Origin of the sequence: Ostreibacterium oceani, assembly GCF_009362845.1 — a bacterium.
Classification (GTDB): Bacteria; Pseudomonadota; Gammaproteobacteria; order Cardiobacteriales; family Ostreibacteriaceae; genus Ostreibacterium; species Ostreibacterium oceani.
This window is the reverse complement of sequence record NZ_WHNW01000004.1, coordinates 19,061-39,105: the sequence shown is the minus strand read 5'-3', so window position 1 is coordinate 39,105 and position 20,045 is coordinate 19,061. Positions and strand designations below refer to the sequence as shown.

General features: G+C 46.0%; 16 protein-coding genes, 1 tRNA gene and 2 pseudogenes. 13 read left to right on the top strand and 6 right to left on the bottom strand.

What is annotated here, in order from left to right; translation table 11 throughout:
• Positions 1–24 precede the first annotated feature (24 nt).
• Positions 25–624, bottom strand: a complete 600-nt coding sequence (gene rsmD, locus GCU85_RS04520; RefSeq protein ID WP_152809810.1) for a 16S rRNA (guanine(966)-N(2))-methyltransferase RsmD — start codon at positions 622–624, stop codon at positions 25–27.
• A 291-nt stretch (positions 625–915) separates the two neighbouring features.
• On the opposite strand from rsmD, the gene GCU85_RS04515 reads away from it, so the two are divergent.
• From GCU85_RS04515 to GCU85_RS04500, 4 genes are all read left to right on the top strand, one after another.
• Positions 916–3,753 (top strand): 2-oxoglutarate dehydrogenase E1 component, encoded by a 2,838-nt coding sequence (locus GCU85_RS04515; protein ID WP_152809808.1) that lies wholly within the window; start codon positions 916–918, stop codon positions 3,751–3,753.
• A gap of 58 nt (positions 3,754–3,811) precedes the next feature.
• The gene (odhB, locus tag GCU85_RS04510; RefSeq protein ID WP_152809806.1) at positions 3,812–5,017 is read left to right on the top strand and encodes a 2-oxoglutarate dehydrogenase complex dihydrolipoyllysine-residue succinyltransferase; all 1,206 of its coding nucleotides are present in this window, start codon (positions 3,812–3,814) and stop codon (positions 5,015–5,017) included.
• Between the two features lie 46 nt (positions 5,018–5,063).
• Complete coding sequence (gene lpdA, locus GCU85_RS04505; protein WP_152809804.1) at positions 5,064–6,485, top strand: dihydrolipoyl dehydrogenase; 1,422 nt, start codon at positions 5,064–5,066, stop codon at positions 6,483–6,485.
• A gap of 282 nt (positions 6,486–6,767) precedes the next feature.
• A complete protein-coding gene (locus GCU85_RS04500; protein WP_152809802.1) occupies positions 6,768–7,211 on the top strand; it encodes a DUF6196 family protein in 444 nt (147 codons plus the stop codon).
• Between the two features lie 63 nt (positions 7,212–7,274).
• Here GCU85_RS04500 and GCU85_RS04495 read toward each other — a convergent pair.
• Positions 7,275–7,359: transfer RNA gene (locus GCU85_RS04495), tRNA-Tyr, on the bottom strand.
• Between the two features lie 206 nt (positions 7,360–7,565).
• Positions 7,566–8,378, bottom strand: a complete 813-nt coding sequence (locus GCU85_RS04490; protein WP_218110537.1) for a symmetrical bis(5'-nucleosyl)-tetraphosphatase — start codon at positions 8,376–8,378, stop codon at positions 7,566–7,568.
• A gap of 98 nt (positions 8,379–8,476) precedes the next feature.
• On the opposite strand from GCU85_RS04490, the gene GCU85_RS04485 reads away from it, so the two are divergent.
• Together GCU85_RS04485 and GCU85_RS04480 are read left to right on the top strand one after the other, a co-directional pair.
• Positions 8,477–9,388 (top strand): aldo/keto reductase, encoded by a 912-nt coding sequence (locus GCU85_RS04485; RefSeq protein ID WP_152809799.1) that lies wholly within the window; start codon positions 8,477–8,479, stop codon positions 9,386–9,388.
• The gene (locus tag GCU85_RS04480; protein WP_218110536.1) at positions 9,345–10,898 is read left to right on the top strand and encodes a 3-deoxy-D-manno-octulosonic acid transferase; all 1,554 of its coding nucleotides are present in this window, start codon (positions 9,345–9,347) and stop codon (positions 10,896–10,898) included. The genes GCU85_RS04485 and GCU85_RS04480 overlap by 44 nt, the downstream gene beginning before the upstream one ends.
• A gap of 138 nt (positions 10,899–11,036) precedes the next feature.
• Here GCU85_RS04480 and GCU85_RS04475 read toward each other — a convergent pair whose 3' ends face one another.
• Positions 11,037–12,122: a TRAP transporter substrate-binding protein gene (locus GCU85_RS04475; RefSeq protein WP_152809795.1), complete on the bottom strand. Its 1,086-nt coding sequence runs from the start codon at positions 12,120–12,122 to the stop codon at positions 11,037–11,039.
• A gap of 534 nt (positions 12,123–12,656) precedes the next feature.
• Here GCU85_RS04475 and GCU85_RS04470 point away from each other — a divergent pair.
• Positions 12,657–13,091 (top strand): universal stress protein, encoded by a 435-nt coding sequence (locus GCU85_RS04470; protein WP_152809793.1) that lies wholly within the window; start codon positions 12,657–12,659, stop codon positions 13,089–13,091.
• 15 nt (positions 13,092–13,106) lie between these two features.
• Positions 13,107–13,514: a hypothetical protein gene (locus tag GCU85_RS09970; RefSeq protein WP_218110535.1), complete on the top strand. Its 408-nt coding sequence runs from the start codon at positions 13,107–13,109 to the stop codon at positions 13,512–13,514.
• Here GCU85_RS09970 and GCU85_RS10450 read toward each other — a convergent pair.
• Positions 13,432–14,235, bottom strand: a pseudogene (locus GCU85_RS10450) (integrase core domain-containing protein). The gene GCU85_RS09970 and the pseudogene GCU85_RS10450 sit on opposite strands and share 83 nt — an antisense overlap.
• A gap of 67 nt (positions 14,236–14,302) precedes the next feature.
• Between GCU85_RS10450 and GCU85_RS04455 the strand changes: the two are divergent.
• Positions 14,303–15,097: pseudogene (locus tag GCU85_RS04455) on the top strand (aminotransferase class I/II-fold pyridoxal phosphate-dependent enzyme); the annotation flags it as partial.
• 162 nt (positions 15,098–15,259) lie between these two features.
• Here the strand turns inward: GCU85_RS04455 and GCU85_RS04450 are convergent.
• The gene (locus GCU85_RS04450; protein WP_218110533.1) at positions 15,260–16,603 is read right to left on the bottom strand and encodes a glycine cleavage T C-terminal barrel domain-containing protein; all 1,344 of its coding nucleotides are present in this window, start codon (positions 16,601–16,603) and stop codon (positions 15,260–15,262) included.
• A gap of 48 nt (positions 16,604–16,651) precedes the next feature.
• On the opposite strand from GCU85_RS04450, the gene GCU85_RS09960 reads away from it, so the two are divergent.
• The 4 genes from GCU85_RS09960 (at position 16,652) to GCU85_RS04435 (ending at position 20,012) form a co-directional block, all read left to right on the top strand.
• Complete coding sequence (locus tag GCU85_RS09960) at positions 16,652–16,816, top strand: hypothetical protein (RefSeq protein WP_218110532.1); 165 nt, start codon at positions 16,652–16,654, stop codon at positions 16,814–16,816.
• Positions 16,817–16,993: 177 nt separating this feature from the next.
• On the top strand, positions 16,994–17,770 hold the full coding sequence (locus tag GCU85_RS04445; protein ID WP_152809789.1) for an enoyl-CoA hydratase: 777 nt from the start codon (positions 16,994–16,996) through the stop codon (positions 17,768–17,770).
• Between the two features lie 3 nt (positions 17,771–17,773).
• Positions 17,774–19,438: an acyl-CoA synthetase gene (locus GCU85_RS04440; protein WP_152809787.1), complete on the top strand. Its 1,665-nt coding sequence runs from the start codon at positions 17,774–17,776 to the stop codon at positions 19,436–19,438.
• 178 nt (positions 19,439–19,616) lie between these two features.
• Positions 19,617–20,012, top strand: a complete 396-nt coding sequence (locus GCU85_RS04435; protein WP_152809784.1) for a CoA-binding protein — start codon at positions 19,617–19,619, stop codon at positions 20,010–20,012.
• Positions 20,013–20,045 lie beyond the last annotated feature (33 nt).

Sequence of the window (20,045 nt, the reverse complement as noted above, 5' to 3'; positions counted from 1 at the left end):
TATTGCGGTTTATTGCGCGCTGCTTCATAAGGTATCACGATTTAACACCAATAACCCATAATAAATTGCCCCTGCTTGCTTAGCACGCATTAGCTGATAATCAGGCAACGCCGCCATTAACGACTCAATCGGCTGATTATCCTCAATAAAAATATAACGAGGTTTGTTTTTCTGCAAATCTTGCAAGCCCAATAACACACGCGACAAATAGCGCTTAGCATAGGGCGGATCCAAAAAAACCACATCGTAATCGACGGGATGAGACGCTAAAAAACGCTGAAAATCTGCCTGGATAATTTGTGCATTTTGTATAGATAAATCGCTGAGCACTGTTGCAAGCTGTTGGGCAGTCGGGCGGTGTGATTCTACCAAAGTCACCCATGCAGCACCTCTGGAAATCGCCTCAATACCCAATACACCGCTACCAGCAAACAAATCCAAACAGCGACTACCCTCAATCACGGGTGCCAGCCAATTAAACAGTGTCTCACGCACCCGAGAACCTGTCGGCCTGAGCCCGTCAGCTGACGCAAAAGGTATGGCGCGTCCACGGAGTTCGCCAGCCATGACTTTGACCGTGTTGCGAGCAGGTGAATTTCGACGAGAAAAACGGCGGTTTGACATGGGTTAGTGATAGTGGTGAATGAATGATTTAAATTGATTGTTCGGGTTTGAATCGATATTGGTAGGAATAGACTTTATTTCTAGCGTATAAAAGCGTATCATATCCCCAAAAGTATGTCTAATTTAGAACATGCTATTTATCCTGGTTTACGTGACGCTTACATAGCGCTTTAGATAACGCTAAAATCCTTGCTGTGAGGCCTCATCATAATAAATGGCGAGACAACAACAAAGACAACAACAATAAAGGCGACAACAAAGCCACTACTTGTTATCCATAGAGATTAATTTATGAGTAATTACGAACAACTAAAAAAAACGGCCCATTTATCGGGCGCTAACGCCACCTTTGTCGAGAGCCTTTACGAAACATTCCTCACGACCCCAGATGAAGTCCCTGACAACTGGCGACAATACTTCCAGCAACTCAAAGATAACGACCAAACGCCCGATACGCCAAGGCTAATCGTTCAAGATAAATTCCAAATTTTATCTAAACTCCCCAAGGGTAGTAGCGATAGCGGTGATGCATCAGCCAAGCAGTCTGCAGTCAACTCACTGATTGGTGCTTATCGCAATTCGGGTCACAAAGACGCCAACATTGATCCACTGAATTTCCGTGACCGCAATACGGTTATTGATTTAGACTATCGTTATCACAACCTAAACGACAGCGATTTAGACGAATATTTTGATGTGTCAACCCTATTCGTTGAGCAAACACAGATGAAGCTACGCGATATTATTGCGTACCTCAAAGATGTTTACACCACGACCATCGGCGCCGAATTTGCGCATATTCACGATATCAAAGAAAAACGCTGGCTACAAGAGCGACTAGAGCGCTTTGCACACAAACCAAAAGCGACCCCTGCACAAAAACGCGAAATTTTACAGAATCTCGTCAAAGGCGAAGGGCTAGAAAAATACCTACATACCCGTTATGTCGGTCAAAAACGGTTTTCTTTGGAAGGCGGCGAATCACTAATTCCCATGATGGACCACTTACTACAAAAGCTCGGCACAAACGGTAGCAAAGAAGTCGTCATCGGCATGGCACACCGTGGCCGATTGAATTTACTCATTAACATTTTAGGCAAATTGCCCGCCAATCTATTTGATGAGTTCGAGGGTCGTGCCATTAAGGAAAACACAGCCGGTGATGTCAAGTACCATATGGGTTTTTCGTCAGATGTCGAAACACCTGGCGGCAATTTGCACCTAGCGTTAGCGTTTAACCCATCACATTTAGAGATTGTCAATCCTGTCGTCCAAGGCTCTGTGCGAGCACGGATGGAGCGTCGCAAAAAAACACCTGGCGCTGGCTCTGCTATGGGTGTTGCTAACGAAGTTGTACCCATTCAAATCCATGGCGATGCCGCCTTTGCAAACCAAGGCGTCATCCAAGAAACACTCCAGCTTTCTCAAGTGCGTGGCTACCGTGTCGGTGGTACGGTGCATATTATTATCAACAACCAAGTCGGATTCACAACGTCTAATCCGCTGGATGCCCGTTCCTCGCTGTATTGCTCGGACCCTGCCAAAATGGTGCAGGCGCCTGTCATCCACGTCAATGGCGACGACCCAGAGGCTGTCGTGCTTTGCGCTGAAATAGCGGCGGATTATATTTTTAAATATAACAAAGACATCGTTCTCGATTTGGTCTGTTACCGCCGACTGGGGCATAACGAAGCAGACGAGCCAGCCATCACGCAACCGATGATGTATAAAATTATCCGTTCGCACCAATCAACCCTTAGTTTATACGCTGAAAAACTCCAAGCAGAGGGCATCATTAGCGCTAGCGAGCTAACCGATATACAAAACGCCTACAAGGCAAAACTCGATGCAGGTGAAAGCGTATCCCGACCGATCCCCACGACCAAACACAACAGCGAAGCCATTAAAGCGTGGGAGCAATTTGCAGCACAAGACTGGGCAACTCCTGTCGATACGACATACGATAAGGCCGCTTTGGTCGCACTCGCCAAAAAAACCTTCGGCTATCCTGACAGTTTCACGCCGCATCGTATCGTTAAAAAACTCTACGATACGCGCATTGATATGAGCGAAGACAAGCAGCCCTGTGACTGGGGTTTTGCTGAAAATTTAGCCTATGCCACGCTGCTTGAAGACGGCTACCTCGTTCGCCTCTCAGGGGAAGATACGGGTCGCGGCACGTTTGCGCACCGCCACGCCGTCATCCACGACGCCACCACAGGCGAAAGCTATACACCGCTAGCCAATATCAGCCCTAACCAGCCTAGCTGCCGAATTATCGACTCCATTTTGTCAGAAGAAGCCGTACTCGGTTATGAATACGGTTTTTCACAAAGCGAGCCCAATGCGCTGGTCATCTGGGAAGCGCAATTTGGTGATTTCGCTAACGGTGCACAAGTCCTATTTGACCAATTTATTGCCTCTGGCGAAGCCAAGTGGGAGCGCTATTGTGGGCTTGCTGTCATGCTACCACACGGCTACGAAGGACAAGGCCCTGAGCATTCCTCGGCACGACTAGAGCGTTATTTACAGCTTTGTGCGCAAAACAACATGCGTGTCTGCATGCCAACCACACCCGCGCAAACCTTTCACATGTTGCGGCGACAAATGAAACAATCGTTTAGAAAGCCGCTTATCATTATGACGCCCAAATCACTGCTGCGCCATAAACTTGCTGTCAATACAATGGACGATTTAGCCAATGGCAAATTCCATGAAATCATTGGTGAAATTGATGCGTTGGATACCGCAACAGTCAAACGGATTATTTTCTGTTCGGGTAAAGTTTACTACGACTTACTGGAAAAACGCCGCGAACAAGGCATCACAAACATTGCCATCATTCGCATCGAGGAATTATACCCATTCCCAGCCAAAGACTATGCGGCACAAATTCGCAGTTATCCTAATGCCGTTGAAATCGTCTGGGCACAAGAAGAGCCTGAAAACCAAGGGTCTTGGCGCAATATTGTTCATCAATTAACCCAACACAACCCTAGCCAAGCGCCTATCAGCTATATCGGTCGCCCTGAGTCAGCCTCAACCGCAGCAGGATATGCGTATGTCCACAATAAAGAGCAGGCCGCCTTGGTAGAACAGGCATTAAACATTTCTGACAAGCACTCGTGATAAAGCGCCTACGCAATATCATCGGTTAACTAACACGTATCAAGAAAAAAGGTGAAAAATGAGCAATGAAGTCCGTGTCCCACAACTCCCCGAATCTGTCGCTGATGCGACTTTGTTAGACTGGCATAAAAGCGTTGGCGATTTTGTGAATCAAGGAGAAAATCTCGTTGATTTAGAAACTGACAAAGTCGTACTAGAGCTGCCCGCACCGATTAGTGGCACGCTCAAAGAAATCGTCATTGAAAGCGGTGAAACCGTCGAAGGTGATGCTTTAGTCGCTTATATCGAAGCGGGCGAAGCGCCTGCCGCCGAGGCTAAAGCCACCGACGCGCAAACTGACAAGGGCGACGCCGACAAAGGTGACGCTGGCAAGGCCGATAAAGCCGAACCCGCCGCTGTTGAAACAAAATCAGCCCCTAACACAAGCGGTCAGAGCATTGCCAGCCCCGCAGCAAAGAAAATGATGGCAGAAACTGGCGTAACGGCCGTTGCAGGCACAGGTCACAGCGGCCGCATCACCAAACAAGACGTACTCTCCACTTTGGCCCATGGCGCAGCACCGATGCGCGCCGAAGAACGCGTCCCCATGACACGACTACGCAAGCGAATTGCCGAGCGGTTACTCGAGTCACAGCAAACCTCTGCGCTACTGACTACGTTTAACGAGATCAACATGAAGCCTGTCATGGACATTCGTAGCCAATACAAAGATGCTTTTGAAAAACGTCACGATACCCGATTAGGCTTTATGTCTTTCTTTGTCAAAGCGGCAACCGAGGCACTCAAAGAATTTCCCGCAGTCAATGCCGCCATTGATGGCGACGACATTGTCTATCACAATTATTTTGATATTGGTATTGCCGTATCCAGCCCACGCGGCTTGGTCGTTCCTATTCTACGTGATACGGATCGCATGAGTTTTGCCGATATCGAAGCACAAATTCGTGAGTACGGCGGCAAAGCCAAAAACGGCAGCCTAACCATTGAAGAAATGACAGGCGGTACTTTCTCTATTACTAACGGTGGGGTGTTTGGCTCTATGATGTCCACACCGATTGTCAACCCGCCGCAGTCGGCAATTTTAGGGATGCACAATATCGTTGAGCGCGCGGTTGTTGAGAATGGTGAGATTGTGATTCGTCCTATGATGTACGTTGCGTTGACTTATGACCACCGTATTATCGATGGACGTGAGTCAGTCAGTTTTTTAGTCCATTTGAAAAACATGCTCGAAGATCCTGCTAGATTATTACTTGACGTATAAATCAGCAATGCAATCCATTCAGTATAAATAGGTTTATGAGGTTTTTATGTCAAATTATGATGTCATTGTGATTGGTGGTGGCCCAGGTGGCTATGTTGCGGCGATTCGCGCCGCTCAACTCGGTAAACGCGTTGCCTGTGTCGAAATGTACCAGCACAAAGGCGAAACACCTGCATTGGGCGGTACTTGTCTCAACGTGGGCTGTATCCCCTCAAAAGTGTTATTAGAAACCACCGAGCATTTTCATCGCCTAGACAGCCTTGCTGCACATGGTATCAGCATCAAAGGGGCTAGCATTGATATTGCAACCATGCAAACACGAAAAGACGGCATCGTGGGGCAATTAACTGGCGGTATTGAGCAGCTTTTCAAAGCCAATCAAATCGATTGGATTCAGGGTCAAGGGAAACTCACCGCCAAAGATTCGGTAGCAGTCACGGATGCAGCAGGAAAAGTCGAAACTTACAAAACCCAATACGTTATCCTTGCGCCAGGCTCGGTACCCATTGACATCCCAGTGGCAAAAATGGATCACACCCACATTGTTGATTCGACTGGCGCACTATCTTTTACCGAAGTACCTAAGCGATTAGGCGTTATTGGCGCTGGCGTTATTGGCCTTGAAATGAGCAGTGTATGGCACCGTTTGGGCGCAGAGGTCACTATTTTTGAAGCCTCCGCAACCCTGTTACCACAGGTTGACCAAGAAATCGCCAAAGATGCAGGGCGTCAATTCAAAATGCAAAAACTCGACATCCGCCTTGGCGCCGCAGTCAAACAAGCTGACGTCAAAAACAATGAAGTCGTCATTACCTACGAAGACAAAAAAGGAGATCAAACTCAAACAGTTGACAAGTTACTTGTTTGCGTTGGTCGGCGCCCAAACACCCAAGACTTATTCGCTGAAGGCCTAGGCATCAAATGCGATGACCGTGGTTTTATCGAGGTCGATGACCAGTGTCGCACAGGGCTTGCCAACGTCTTTGCGGTAGGTGACTGCGTCCGTGGCCCGATGCTTGCCCACAAAGCATCAGAAGAAGGCGTCATGGCCGCTGAAGTCATTGATGGCCAATCACCGCATATGAACCTCGAACTCGTACCCAGCATCATCTACACAAACCCAGAGATTGCGAGTGTCGGCAAAACCGAAGAACAACTCAAGGCTGAAGGCATCCCGTACAAAAAAGGCGACTTCCCCTTTGCCGCGAATGGTCGTGCCAAAGCCATGGATGCCGATAAAGGCCGCGTCAAAATCTTGGCCCATGACGTCACCGATGAAATTTTAGGGGCGCATATTATTGGCCCGATGGCATCAGAGCTGATTCAAGAGCTCGTGGTCGCAATGGAATACAAAGCCGCTGCCGAGGACATTGCGCGCATTTGTCATGGCCACCCAGGATTGGTCGAGGCCATCCATGAAGCCGCCTTAGCTGTTGATGGTCGCGCCTTGCACAAAGTCAATAAATAGCTAATTCACAAGCAACTGGGATTTGACCTAATAAAATAGGGGTATTGTCATTTGACACCCCTATTTTATTAGGCTACTTACTACTAAAAATCAAGCGCCTTAAATTAGCTTGCTCCCACCCCAAAAGACTATTTGATTATCTCACGCAGATAAAACAGTCAGTTTCCCACTAAAAAACCTTTGTTTTAATTCGAATCAGATTGTTTTTCAAAAAAATTGTCACTCAAATTCACCTATAATAAGTTAATAAGTAATTAACTATACGGAGAATGAGGATACATTATGGTGCAAATAAGCCACGAAACAACCGAGCAGACAGAAAACCGTCTCAGAAAAGTGATTTCCGAAACAGATTTTAAAGTTTACGCAGGCGCATACGCCTTTGAAGAATTTCCATTGGCAAAATTTAATGACAAAGTGAATCAAAATGCGCTGTGTTTAATCCGAGATGAAGAGGTTTGGAGTCAACTTATTCCCTCTGACGACCAATCCAAAGAATTGTTCCAGATTTTCTCTTTTCATTTTGATGAATGTAAAGATAACAGCGGATTTATAGGTTGGTTAGCTAATCATTTGAAGGCAAGATTAGGAACAGGTTTATTTGTAACCTGTGGACAAAACACGAACAGGGATGGAATATTTGATTACTGGGGTTGCCCGTTAGCGCTTGGTGACAAAGCAGTCGCTGAAGTTCAAAAACTGATAGAGGATGGAAAAAACCTATAGCAACTGTACCAAAAAAATCAGCATCTATTGACAGATTATTCTATTGAACAATCAAATTTGAAGTGGTGGAGGGGGAAGGATTCGAACCTTCGAAGCACGAGGCGTCAGATTTACAGTCTGATGGGTTTGACCGCTCCCCAACCCCTCCATCAGGACGGCTATTATCACCGAATGGCTTAACACTGTCAAATATTTTATCGGATTTTTTAACCCGATGCTTGCAGCCCTGCCCCAGCCCTGCTTCAATCCTGTTTCAATCCTGTCCTCGTCCTATTACCGTGGCTATTGCTATGCTATTGCAATGCGCAACCATCGCCTGCAACTAGGTATCACCGAGAGACTGTCGCCAAGAGGCTATCTCTTTTTATGAATGGCCAAATATCCGTCTGGCGTGATTTTAAGCGCGGTGAGCCGATTACCCCAGACACAGCCACTGTCTATACAAATGCTATTACCATACTGATGGTACCCCAACGCTGCCCAGTGACCAAAGACAATCTGCGTGGCTTGGTCATCTTGTCGCGACTGCCGACTTTCAAACCAAGGCAACAGTCCTTTTTTTTGCTGCCTAGGCGGTGCCTTTTCAGATAGATCAAAGCCACCCTTAGCATCGCAATAGCGCAACCGCGTTAATCCGTTAACTGTATAACGAAACTTATCGCGTTTCGTTTGGCATTTTTTCCAATGCGTTGGGCCTGGTTGATACGCGGCACGCAGATATTTTTTGTAGTTTTCACCACGCAGTTTTTTTTCTGCCTTACGCGCTCGCTGGGTTGCTTTTTCAATCGACCACTCAGGCGGAATAGCCGCATGAACGACTAGATAGTTCAAATCCAACACCTGATGCAATAGTGGCTGGTTTCTTAGCCACTCAGACAATGCCGTACTGTCTTTTGCCAATGCCATTTTCGGAAAATCCGTACCGCGCCCATGATACACGCCTGCCATGTACGCAATAAAAGAAATATCATGGTTGCCCAAAACAACCACCGCCGAGTCGCCTAATGACTTGACAAAGCGCAATACGGACAAAGAATCAGGCCCGCGATTGATTAAATCGCCCACGAAAATCAGTTTATCTTTTTTGGGGTTAAATTGTATTTTACCCAATAATGCCAATAGCGATTGATAACAACCGTGGACATCCCCGATAATGTACGTACTCATCCGTCTTAAACCCTGTGACCTATTTATCATTGCGGCTGATTTTTTTATCAGCGCTTTTCTCTAGAGTATCTGCTTTTTGTGCCCTATAATAGGCGATTATGTTTGAAAACAATTACAGGACGATTAAACCTAGTGGGTTATCTGATGAATTATCCTTTTCTCCCATTGGTTTAGGCACTGTCAAATTCGGCCGCAATACTGATGTGAAGTATGCGCATGCCTTTGAGCTGCCGAGCGACGCTGCTATTTGCGCGTTGCTAGCGCGCGCTAAATCACTCAATATCAATTTGATAGACACAGCACCTGCCTATGGTGAAAGCGAAAAAAGAATCGGACAACTGTTGTCCCAACGCGAGCACTGGGTGATTTCGACCAAAGTTGGGGAACGCTATCACGCAGGACAATCCGTTTTTGACTTTACCCAAGCAGCAATCGAGCAAAGTATTTTACAATCGCTAAAACGGCTGAACACAACTTGGCTGGACATTGTGCTGATTCATTCAGATGGCAATGATTTTGATATCCTTGCACATACCGATGCCGTCAACACGCTACAGCGATTCAAACGCAAAGGCATTATCCGAGCCATTGGCATCTCTAGTAAAACGGCCGAAGGTGGCATTGCAGCACTCAAGCACTATGATATGGACATTGCCATGATTACACACCATCTGCATTACCGCGCTGAACAGCCCGTTATTGATTATGCCATGGCGCACCACAAACAAATTTTTATCAAAAAAGCCTTTGCCAGTGGCCATCTGATACAACCAGTCGCACAAGCAGCTAGCCAAACAGCCAGCCAAGCAGCCAGCCAGCCTGACAATCCAACAGACACACTGCAAGCCACTATGGATTTTTTACTCGCCTCACCTGTCAATACCGTTATCTGCGGAACAATCAATCCAGAACACCTGAGCGCCAACTGCCGTGCCGCTGAAAATAGCCTACAGGCAATCGCGCAATGTGCCACTCGATATTCAAATACAGGGGCTTTACGTAAAAAATAACACCATGCCAAGCCATTTCACAGATAAACACCGACCAACCCACCACAAAACAACCCACCCTGCTCGTTTTTTCTGGTGGTGGCTCTATACGTTTTTGAGTCTTATTTTGCCACCGTTTGCGGTAATCCGCTTACTCTGGAAAAGCCGTCACAACCCAGATTATCGAAAAAAAATCGGCCAGCGTTTTGCTTACGGCCTGCCAACACTGCCTGGCAGACCCATCTGGATTCATGCCGTCTCTGTTGGAGAATTTTTAGCCGTATTACCCCTGATCGAAAAACTACTGGCTGATAGCGATGAACCCATTCTCATCACAACAACCACACCCACTGGTGCGGCGATGGTACGCGATAAATTAGCGTCTCAGCTCAATCAGCGCATTTTTCATGGTTACTTCCCGTTTGATACGCCGACCATTATTGGGCGTTTTATTCGAAAAACACAGCCCAAAACCGCCCTCTTTGTCGAAACAGAAATCTGGCCGCACTGCTTGCGTCAGCTAAAAAAACACGGCATTCCTACCTATTTAATTAATGCACGGCTTTCTCAAAAATCCTATCGCCGTTACGCGCGTTGTCGCCGTTTCACTGCCGATGTGCTTAACTGTTTTGACTTAGTGGCCTGTCAAAACACTATGAGTGAAGCGCGGTTTAAAACACTAGGCGCGGCCGCCTGCAATTATGGCTCAATGAAATTTGACATCCATGCTCCCCCTGATTTTGCAGCCCAAAAAACAAATTGCAAAACTCGCACCCAAGGTCGCCCGTTTATCCTTGCTGCCAGCACGCACAAGGGTGAAGACGAGTCTATTATTGACGCTTATCTAAACAGCCATTTTTCCGATGATGCTAACGCGTTATTGGTCATCGCCCCACGCCATCCTGAGCGCAGCCGCGCGGTACAGCAACTGTGCATTAACACCTCGCTGCAGGTCGAACGCTATAGCGACGCAAAACAATCACCGCTTTCGCCACAAACCCACGTGTTAATCATCGACACGTTGGGAGAGTTGATGCCATTTTATGCGCTGGCAAAGCTGACGATTATTGGGGGTAGTTTCATCCCACATGGTGGACACAATCCATTGGAAGCGGCCTTATTTAAAACGCCTAGTATTATCGGGCCCCATTTCTTTAACTTTGATGCGATTGTCACCGCGATGCACGCGGAACAAGCCATCGTCGTTATCACGCCGTCAATAGAGCCGCAAATAGATGCCACAAAAAAAGCAGCCGAAAACGTGGCCGCAAAAGTAGCGAAAAAAACAACGGCAACAGGAGTAGAAACACCGCAGACACTGCAGCGTCAATCAACTGGCGCCACGTCAACGCCATTATCAGCGCCATTACTCACGCCATTACTCACGCCATTACTAACGCCATTACTAACGCATGCCATCAACGAAACGCTTAACCAGCCTAGCATTGGGCATCGCGCGCACCACTTTTTAACACAGCACCAAGGCGCAACCGCGCGTTACTTTACGCTCATTTACCCAGAAAGCCCATAAAAGCCCATAAAAAACCGTGTCAGATGCGATGCTTGCTTCTGACACGGTTTTAGCTGACACGGACTGCGTCTCACACGGCTTATTCGATAGCCGCTTTGTCGCAATGCCGTACTGCAAGCGACAACGAAGACACCATACTTAATTCGTCATTGAACGCGCTCTCAAATACGCCAATTCACTAACCTCAGCATACGCAATTGCGTTTTCTCTAAAGGCAATATAAGAATCATACGCCTTTTGCGAGATGGCATCTTTTTTCGCAATCTCAGCGACAACCTCATCCGAAATTTTACGGATTTCTTTGAGCACATCATCAGGGAATGGTTTTAGTTGCACATCGTGTTTTTCAACCAATTCCTTGAGTGCATGTCCGTTTCTCGCGTTAAATTCAGCAAACATATCTTGGTTTGCAATACGCGCTGCGTCTAGGACTTTTTTCTGTAAATTTTCTGGCAAGCTATCCAGTGCATCCTTATTGATAAAGGTCTCTAACGTCGTGCCAGGCTCATGCCAGCCAGGGTAATAATAATTTTTGGCGGCTTTATGCAATCCAAAAGCCAAATCATTATAAGGCCCTACCCATTCCGTTGCATCAATCGCACCCGATTGCAACGAAGTAAAGATTTCACCACCCGGCAAAGAAATTGGCGTACCACCTAGCCGTTTGAGGACTTCGCCACCCAACCCTGGGATACGCATTTTCAAGCCCTTTAAATCTTCAATAGCGTTAATTTCTTTATTAAACCAACCACCCATTTGCACACCCGTGTTGCCCGCAGCAGCTGGCACCAGATTAAACGGCGCATAGGTCTCTTGCCAAATTTCCAAACCACCACCGTGATAAATCCAGCTGTCCATTTCCATGGCATTTAGCCCAAAAGGAACGGCCGCAAAAAACTGTGCGGCTTCTGATTTGCCTTTCCAGTAGTACGCTGCGCCATGCCCCATTTGCGCTGTGCCATTTGATACAGCATCAAACGACTCCAACGGTGGCACGATTTCACCCGCCCCATAAACTTTGACATTGACTTGTCCGTCGGTGAGTTCGTTAATTTTTTTCGCTAAAAATTCTGCGCCTGTACCAAGCCCTGGGAAGTTTTTTGGCCACGTAGTGACCATTTTCCATTCGTGGACTTTTTTCTCATCGGCCTGAGCAATCGATGCGGCCGTTGCAACCGCCCCTGCTGTCACCCCTGCTGTCTTTAGGAATTTTCTTCTTTGCATATTTATCCTCTCTGTCAAGTGTTGATTATTTTAACCTACCAGCATGATACGACAAGAAAAACGCCTGTAAAGCAGAATAACTGCAAGATGCCTGCGTATCCTCATTGTACCCGTCTGGACTATTCTATAACAAATATAGGAAAAATAAATAGCTTTAATCAAGCCTAATTGATGAATGCCAGCACAAATAACAGCGCGAATAACAGCGCGAATACCAACGCGCGCACATGATTCACATTAAACCCACAGTACCATTCGTTACATACTATTTCAGATAGATGAACTCAGCCCACCAACGACATAAATTTTTATTTATTTAAATCAACATGCAACTGCCTTTTTAATGAGTAATAACAATTATTACTTTATTTTTAGTTAAAAAATCGTTAACCTAGTCGCATCTGTGCTTGCAGATTGGTAGCGCGATTAGTGATGCGATTAGCAATGCAATTAGTGATGCGATTGTTAATGCCACTGGTGTCGTTTATTAGGTTGAAAGCACAGTAATACAATCAACTAGAGAGGAAATTGATTATGTCAAAATGTTATGTTGTCGGCATAGATGGTAGCGAAGGTGGCGTAAGAGCCGCTAAATTTGCTGCAGAAGATGCCAAAGCAGCGGGCGCTACGCTGAAAATCATCCATGTGCTTGAGTGGTCAGCGTATAGCTTTCTCACCCCAGAAGAACTCGAACAGCGCCATAAAAGACGCGAAGAAGACCTAACCAAAGCCAAAACGGCAATTTTGAACCCGTTAGTTTCTGCCCTAGGTGACTACGGGATTCAAATCGATGCGGTGGTAAAATACGGTAACATTGCCGAAACACTCGTCAATTACGGCAAAGAAAGTAACGCGACACATATTTTTGTCGGTCGTCATGGCGGTAGCAAGCTATCTAACCGTATCTTTGGCTCGGTACCAGCCAATCTCGTGCAAATCGCTGACGTACCTGTCACCGTTGTTCCGTAATCGGGAGGAATCATTATGAAAACATTAAGAAATTTATTCGCTATTCTGGCTTCATTTAGCTTGTTTAGTGTTGCGTATGCGCAAGAGGCTGAGGAAGCCACCAGCATGCTAGAAAAAGCTGAACACTACTTTGGTGTAGTGACTGGCCCATTTGTTGGCTTTATATTCTCCTCAATCACCATCCCTGGCACGGAAATTGAGTTCTTATGGATTGTTGGCTGGTTAGTTATCGGTGCGGTTGTTTTCACCGTTTACTTTGGCTTTATTCAATTAAGTGGCGTTAAACACTCCATTGATTTACTTAAAGGTAAATATTCAGATCCCAATGATGCGGGGGAAGTCAGCCATTTCCAAGCCCTTGCCACCGCCTTATCAGGTACGGTTGGTTTAGGTGTAAGAAATCCTCGCGTTGTTTACAGTTAGGTTAACTCAAAGTAGTGACTAAGTATCTCATAAGGTGTTGCGTTGTTCAAACTTTTGTGCGGTTTGACAGTATTGTAAAAATTGATGAATCGATTTAATTCCAATCGTCTATGTGCACTATCTTTAAATGATTGTTTTTCGTGCCACATTTCCATCATAGTGCGGATAACACGTTCTGCTTTACCATTGGTCTGTGGTCTAGCAATACGTGTAAACTTTTGCCCGATGCCATTGTCACGACACGCTTTGACAAATGCATGTTGCGGCGTTCCTTTGTATGCTTTACCATTATCTGAGTACGCATAATCAATGGTGTAAGGGCATTGTGCAAGCACGTTGTTGAGTAAAAAGCTTTGGCGCTGTGTTGCGTTTTATCGGGTAAAATATCCGCGTACAGTTCCCGCGAGTAGTCATCAATCGCAACAAACAAATAATCCCTAGCCTCAGTTGTTTTCTGTCCTTGTAGTAACGGCAGTCGTNTGGATTGCTCGACTTTAGCCAATCGCTTCATACCGTATTGGATGTTGCGATAACGCGCGTTGGTACTTTTCTTAGGTGAAAAAGACTGCAGCCTCGCGTTTTTAAGGACTTTGTAAATCGTTGGGCGACTCACGCGATAGCGTGTGGCTAAATCGGTTACTCGCCATTGTCTGGTTTGATAAAGACGCCAAATCTCTTGGCGATCAAGTGGTGTTAAGCGTATTCGTTTGTGCATGTTCATTACAGTATTCTCTCAAAAAATACTGTAAACAACCCGAAGAAATCTTACACATTACCTAAAAAAAGGCGATAAAGTCATGGTCGAAGCGCCTGGCTATTATCCCTTATTTAGCAAACTGGAAATGGCACATATTAAATTAATCCCCTGGGCACGAAGCATCAACCCTGATTTATATCAGTTAGAAACCATTCTGGAAAAAAGAAAGCCCAAGATATTGTTTTTTCAGCCCTATGCGCATAATCCAACGGGCGGCAGTATGAGTGAAAAAATCGTTGATGAGATTTGTGAAATTTGTCATCGTCACCAAACCATTGTCGTCATAGACGACCCATTTGCACATATACTCAATAATTCCCATGCATATTGGCCACATGCAATTTATTTAAGCAGCTTTTCTAAAACACTGTCCGCATCGCTACGCTGTGGTTATGTCATTGCGGACGAACACTGCATCAATTCGTTATTAAAACTCAAAACGGTCACTATGGTCAATACATCAGCTTTTAATGAAGCCATACTCTATGACATAATGATTTCTGGCAAATACGAACAGCATCTATGCGCATTAAAACAGCATCTATCGGCGCAAGCTGCCGCGACACTAGCAACACTTGGCGAGTTAAAGCCGATATTAAAAATCTCACCCTATTCTGATGGGTTATATTTATGGGTGAAGTTGCCAAGTCATATTTCAGATATGCAGTTGGCTGAAAAATCGGCCAAAGCGGGGATTTTTTTATCCCCTGGAAAGCTCTTTTATCCAGCGGCATCACCCTACCCTGCACTACGGTTAAATGTCGCCTATTCAGCAGATAATCGACTGGTGACTTTTTTGCGCCAACAGCTGATTAATACCGCTTAATACACATTATTCAACGCTTAATCAGCGCTTAATTACGTGCTGATTAGTCTATATTAGCCTGTTTCGATTGAGCCTGTTTCGATTGAGCCAAGCACTCCCATACACTCATGGCTTGAGGAGTGCTTGAGTGCTTGACGTATTGGATTGAATTCGTTCGTATCGTTAATCCGTATAATCTCTGCCCGCTAACATTGCCTTTTCTCGCGCACTTGGGTTGGCCGACGGACGGAATGGCACATCGCAGACTTCGGCTTTTACGTGCTCGCCAGATGCTTCGGCGTATGCTTCAGGCAATTCTACTCTAAGCGGTGTGCCAATCTCTGATAGTTCCCAAGGCACATAAGCCAGTGCGATATTGATATGTAGTTCTGGCGACCACCACGGTGAAGTCACATAGCCGACACGAACACCTTCCGTATTTTGAATTAACCAAAAATCTGGCGCATAATCGGTTATTGGTTTACCGCCCATTTTGAGCCCAACCATTTTTAATTTAAACGGATAGTTTCCCGACTCGATTTGCTCTCGCTGTGCTTCCAATGCTTTTTTTCCAATATAATCAGTGGTTTTGTTTCTTGGTACATGGTAGGCAAGATTGACTTGAAACGGTGATGTCTCGTTATCCATATCCTGTCCCCAAGATAAAATACCCGCCGCAATGCGTCGATGGTGTGCAACTGCAATAACACGCAGACCATAGCGCGCACCCGTACCACGAATCGCATACCAAACATTCTCTGCGTTGAGTGTTGCATCACGCACGTATACTTCGTAACCTTTTTCTCCTGAGAAGCCCGTTTGACTAATGACCACAGGACAGCCCGCGATTTCGCTCTCTAACATACCAAAATAAGGAATTTCACGAACCACATCACCGACTAATTCAGCCATCAAATCCACCGACAATGGGCCTTGAACTTGAACGGGCGCGACATCAATTTCGTCGATTACCACATCCCATTGTTTGGCGACGTTGACCCCTTGTAACCATAACAACAAATCAGAATCAGCGACCGAAAACCAAAATTCATCTTGTGATAATCTCAGCAAAACAGGGTCATTCAATATACCGCCACGATCATTGCACAAGATGCAGTATTTACCATGCATCGGTTTGATTTTGGTTGCATCACGCGTTATTACAAAATCTACAAACGCTTCGGCGTCAGGACCTTTAACCCGAATTTGGCGTTCGACCGCGACATCCCACAGTGTCACACGATTGACCAACGCATCATATTCGGCCATCGCACCACCGTCTTCTGGTTTCACATAGCCGCGTGGATGGTACATGCGATTATAGACATCGGCGCGCCACGCCCCTGCTTCAATCGACAAGTGCCAAAATGGCGATTTTCGAATCCGCGTCGAAATGAGCATCTGGACAGATGTCGGTCCAGACTGCCGTAAATTGTAAGGGACGATTCTATCCGATTGATCGACGGGGGGCACGTTGGGGTGCGTGTGGAACGCTTCATTATGGATGACTTCGTGATCGTTTTTCATTTTTTTTCCTCATGATGGTCTGACAGATTATTGTTTTATCGCAATTTTATGATACAAGTTACCCGTATCGTCTATCGCCAATGCCGCCAATGTCGCCAGTATCAGCCACGCTGGCACAATGGCACACAAGTGGGCAGTACAAACAAGCAGTACAAACAGGCAGTCGCGATACCTAAAATGGGTAACAACCCAAAACAAGCCACGGCAACTTAAATTACACTCAAGATAACTTCAGTTTGCCTTTAAAATAACCCCTGCTATTTAAGACCTGCTTAAATTGATGTCTATTATAAGATAGATTTATTGCCAAAATTGAATATAATCGACCGCTATTGACCTAAATAGGACAACAAAAATATTTTTTCATTCTGACATTTTTTCGGAGCCCTTATGCAAGACGCTATTGTTTTACGCCACGATCAACACGCGATATCGCAATTAATACTCAATCGACCTGAAAAATTCAACGCGCTATCCAGCGAAGTGATGACTTTGCTGCAAAACCACCTAGACAGTATTGCCCAAGACAAAACCATCAAAGTCGTCATCATCAAAGCGCACGGCAAAGCATTTAGCGCAGGGCATGATTTAAAAGAAGTACGCCACCGCGAAGACAAAGCCTTTCACGAAGCCCTATTCAATCAATGCAGTCAAATGATGCTTTCTATCAATCAACTGCCACAACCCGTGATTGCCGAAGTCAACGGTATCGCAACCGCCGCTGGCTGTCAGCTAGTCGCCAACTGTGATTTAGCGGTGGCTAGCCCGCAGGCAAAATTTGCGGTCTCAGGTATTAACTTTGGCTTATTTTGCTCGACCCCAGCCGTTGCATTAAGCCGTAATTTATCACAAAAACACGCACTAAAAATGCTACTGACTGGTGAGTTTATCGATGCACAACAAGCCCTAAATTATGGGCTAATCAACGACCTAGTCGATGAAAGCACACTAAGCCAACATACGCTTGCCATTGCTGAATCAATCGCCGCCAAACCCGCTGCTGCCATCGCATTAGGTAAGGCGATGTTTTATAAACAACTGAAAATGGATTTACCGACTGCTTACCAGTATGCTAGCGAAACAATGGCTTGCAACATGGATACGGATCATGCCCGCGAAGGCATTGATGCCTTTTTACAAAAACGCACACCTAATTGGAGTAAATAAACGATGACATCGATGTTTGATACCGATTTAGACAAAAATTTGGCCAATTATACAGAGTTATCCCCGTTGACCTTTATTGAACGCGCTGCTTCGGTTTACCCCGAACACACGGCAGTCGTTTATGGAAACGTGCGGCGTAATTGGCGTGAGATTTACCAGCGTTGCATCCAGCTTGCCAGTGCATTACAACAGATCGGCATAGGCAAAAATGATGCGGTGGCGGTTTTGTTACCCAATATTCCTGAAATGCTGGAATGTCACTTTGCCATCCCCATGGCGGGCGGTGTCATTAACGCACTCAACATCCGCCTAGATGCCAGTACATTGGCGTTTATGATAGAACACAGCGAATCAAAGCTAGTTATCGTTGACCGCGAGTATCTGCCTGTCATTCAACAAGCTTTGAATACCTTGTCTTTGGATAAGGCATCGGTAACGCCGCAAATCATCGTGGTTGATGATGCACAGTTTACCTATCCATCTGCGACCAACGATTTTCCCCACGAAGCCACGGCCTACGAAACGCTGCTAGATAGCGGAAACCCACAATTTGCCTGGACACTACCCGATGACGAATGGAACGCCATCGCACTGGGCTATACGTCAGGCACGACAGGGTTACCCAAAGGGGTGGTGACGCATCACCGTGGCGCCTATTTAAATGCCGTATCCAATGTTATGGCATGGAATATGAACGCACACCCTGTTTACTTATGGACGCTACCCATGTTTCACTGCAATGGTTGGTGCTTCCCGTGGACCATTGCGGCACTAAACGGCACGCATGTGTGTCTGCGTAGCGTTAAAGTTGACACCATTTTTAGACTAATTGCCGAGGAAAAAGTCACGCACTTGTGTGGCGCACCGATTATTTTATCGATGATGTCAAACGCAGATGCGGCGTTAAAATCAACTTTTAATCACAAAATTAATGTGATGACAGCAGCTTCAGCGCCACCCCCATCAATCTTAGAAGCCATGGCAAACATGAACATTCATGTCACGCACACCTATGGCCTCACCGAAGTCTATGGGCCTGCGGTGGTCTGTGCGTGGCATCAACAATGGGATCAACTCGCCATAACCGAACAAGCCGAGTTAAAAGCAAGACAAGGCGTGCGCTACCCCATGCTAGAGCGCCTGATGGTTGCAGAAATGGATTCATTGGATAGCCAGCCTGTACCTGTACCGAATGACGGTCAAACCATCGGTGAAATTCTATTTCGCGGCAATGTTGTTATGAAAGGTTATCTAAAAAACCCAGCAGAGACCCAAAAAGCCTTTGCATCAGGTTGGTTTCATAGTGGTGATTTAGCCGTTTGTCACCCAGACGGCTACGTGGAAATTCGTGACCGTGATAAAGATATTATCATTTCAGGTGGTGAAAATATTTCTAGCATTGAAATTGAAAAAGCCTTATACAAACACCCTGCTGTTGCTGAGGTCGCTGTCGTTGCTAAAAAAGATGACAAATGGGGGGAAGTCCCGTGTGCGTTTATCAGCATCAAGCCAGACCACGAGCTAAGCGAAGAAAGCGTACAAAAACACTGCCGCGCCAATCTGGCTGGGTTTAAAATTCCGAAAAAGGTCATTTTTGGCGAATTATCGAAAACCGCCACAGGCAAAATACAGAAAAATGTGTTGCGCGACATTGCCAATAAGGACTGAGACCAATAACGACTGAGACCAATAACGACTGAGACCAATAACGACTGAGACCAATAACGACTGAGACCAATAACGACTGAGACCAATAACGACTGAGACCAATAACGACTGAGACCAATAACGACTGAGACCAATAACGACTGAGACCAATACGACCAACATCAAGCAGAGGATTCACATGAAAACACGAGACGACTTATTTTCCACCAGTCAAACCATCGCGATTGTCGGCTTATCAGATAACCCAGAGCGCGACAGCTACAAGGTCGCACAATACATGCAAAATGCGGGCTATAGAATAATCCCTGTCAACCCCAAACTAACCCATTTACTGGGCGAAACAGCCTATGCTAGCCTAAGCGACATTCCGATTTCGGTTGACATCGTCAATATATTCAGACGCAGTGACGCAGTGCCACCTATTGTTGATGAGGCGATAGCAATCGGCGCCAAAACCATTTGGATGCAGCTGGGCGTGAGCCATGAATCAGCCGCTGATAAAGCGAAAGCACAAGGCCTTAGCGTCATTATGGATAAATGCATTAAAATTGAGCACGCTGCGCTAGAAAGCTAGCCATTCAATGACCATTCAATGAGGATAATCACT

Excerpts from the sequence above, each read along its gene's own strand:
- GCU85_RS04445 (WP_152809789.1), top strand. The coding sequence starts at position 16,994 with ATGCAAGACGCTATTGTTTTACGCCACGATCAACACGCGATATCGCAA.
- GCU85_RS04500 (WP_152809802.1), top strand. The coding sequence starts at position 6,768 with ATGGTGCAAATAAGCCACGAAACAACCGAGCAGACAGAAAACCGTCTC.
- GCU85_RS09960 (WP_218110532.1), top strand. The coding sequence starts at position 16,652 with ATGATACAAGTTACCCGTATCGTCTATCGCCAATGCCGCCAATGTCGC.
- GCU85_RS04440 (WP_152809787.1), top strand. The coding sequence starts at position 17,774 with ATGACATCGATGTTTGATACCGATTTAGACAAAAATTTGGCCAATTAT.
- GCU85_RS04485 (WP_152809799.1), top strand. The coding sequence starts at position 8,477 with ATGTTTGAAAACAATTACAGGACGATTAAACCTAGTGGGTTATCTGAT.
- GCU85_RS04435 (WP_152809784.1), top strand. The coding sequence starts at position 19,617 with ATGAAAACACGAGACGACTTATTTTCCACCAGTCAAACCATCGCGATT.
- rsmD (WP_152809810.1), bottom strand. The coding sequence starts at position 624 with ATGTCAAACCGCCGTTTTTCTCGTCGAAATTCACCTGCTCGCAACACG.
- odhB (WP_152809806.1), top strand. The coding sequence starts at position 3,812 with ATGAGCAATGAAGTCCGTGTCCCACAACTCCCCGAATCTGTCGCTGAT.
- GCU85_RS09970 (WP_218110535.1), top strand. The coding sequence starts at position 13,107 with ATGAAAACATTAAGAAATTTATTCGCTATTCTGGCTTCATTTAGCTTG.
- GCU85_RS04475 (WP_152809795.1), bottom strand. The coding sequence starts at position 12,122 with ATGCAAAGAAGAAAATTCCTAAAGACAGCAGGGGTGACAGCAGGGGCG.
- GCU85_RS04450 (WP_218110533.1), bottom strand. The coding sequence starts at position 16,603 with ATGAAAAACGATCACGAAGTCATCCATAATGAAGCGTTCCACACGCAC.
- GCU85_RS04515 (WP_152809808.1), top strand. The coding sequence starts at position 916 with ATGAGTAATTACGAACAACTAAAAAAAACGGCCCATTTATCGGGCGCT.
- GCU85_RS04490 (WP_218110537.1), bottom strand. The coding sequence starts at position 8,378 with ATGAGTACGTACATTATCGGGGATGTCCACGGTTGTTATCAATCGCTA.
- GCU85_RS04470 (WP_152809793.1), top strand. The coding sequence starts at position 12,657 with ATGTCAAAATGTTATGTTGTCGGCATAGATGGTAGCGAAGGTGGCGTA.
- lpdA (WP_152809804.1), top strand. The coding sequence starts at position 5,064 with ATGTCAAATTATGATGTCATTGTGATTGGTGGTGGCCCAGGTGGCTAT.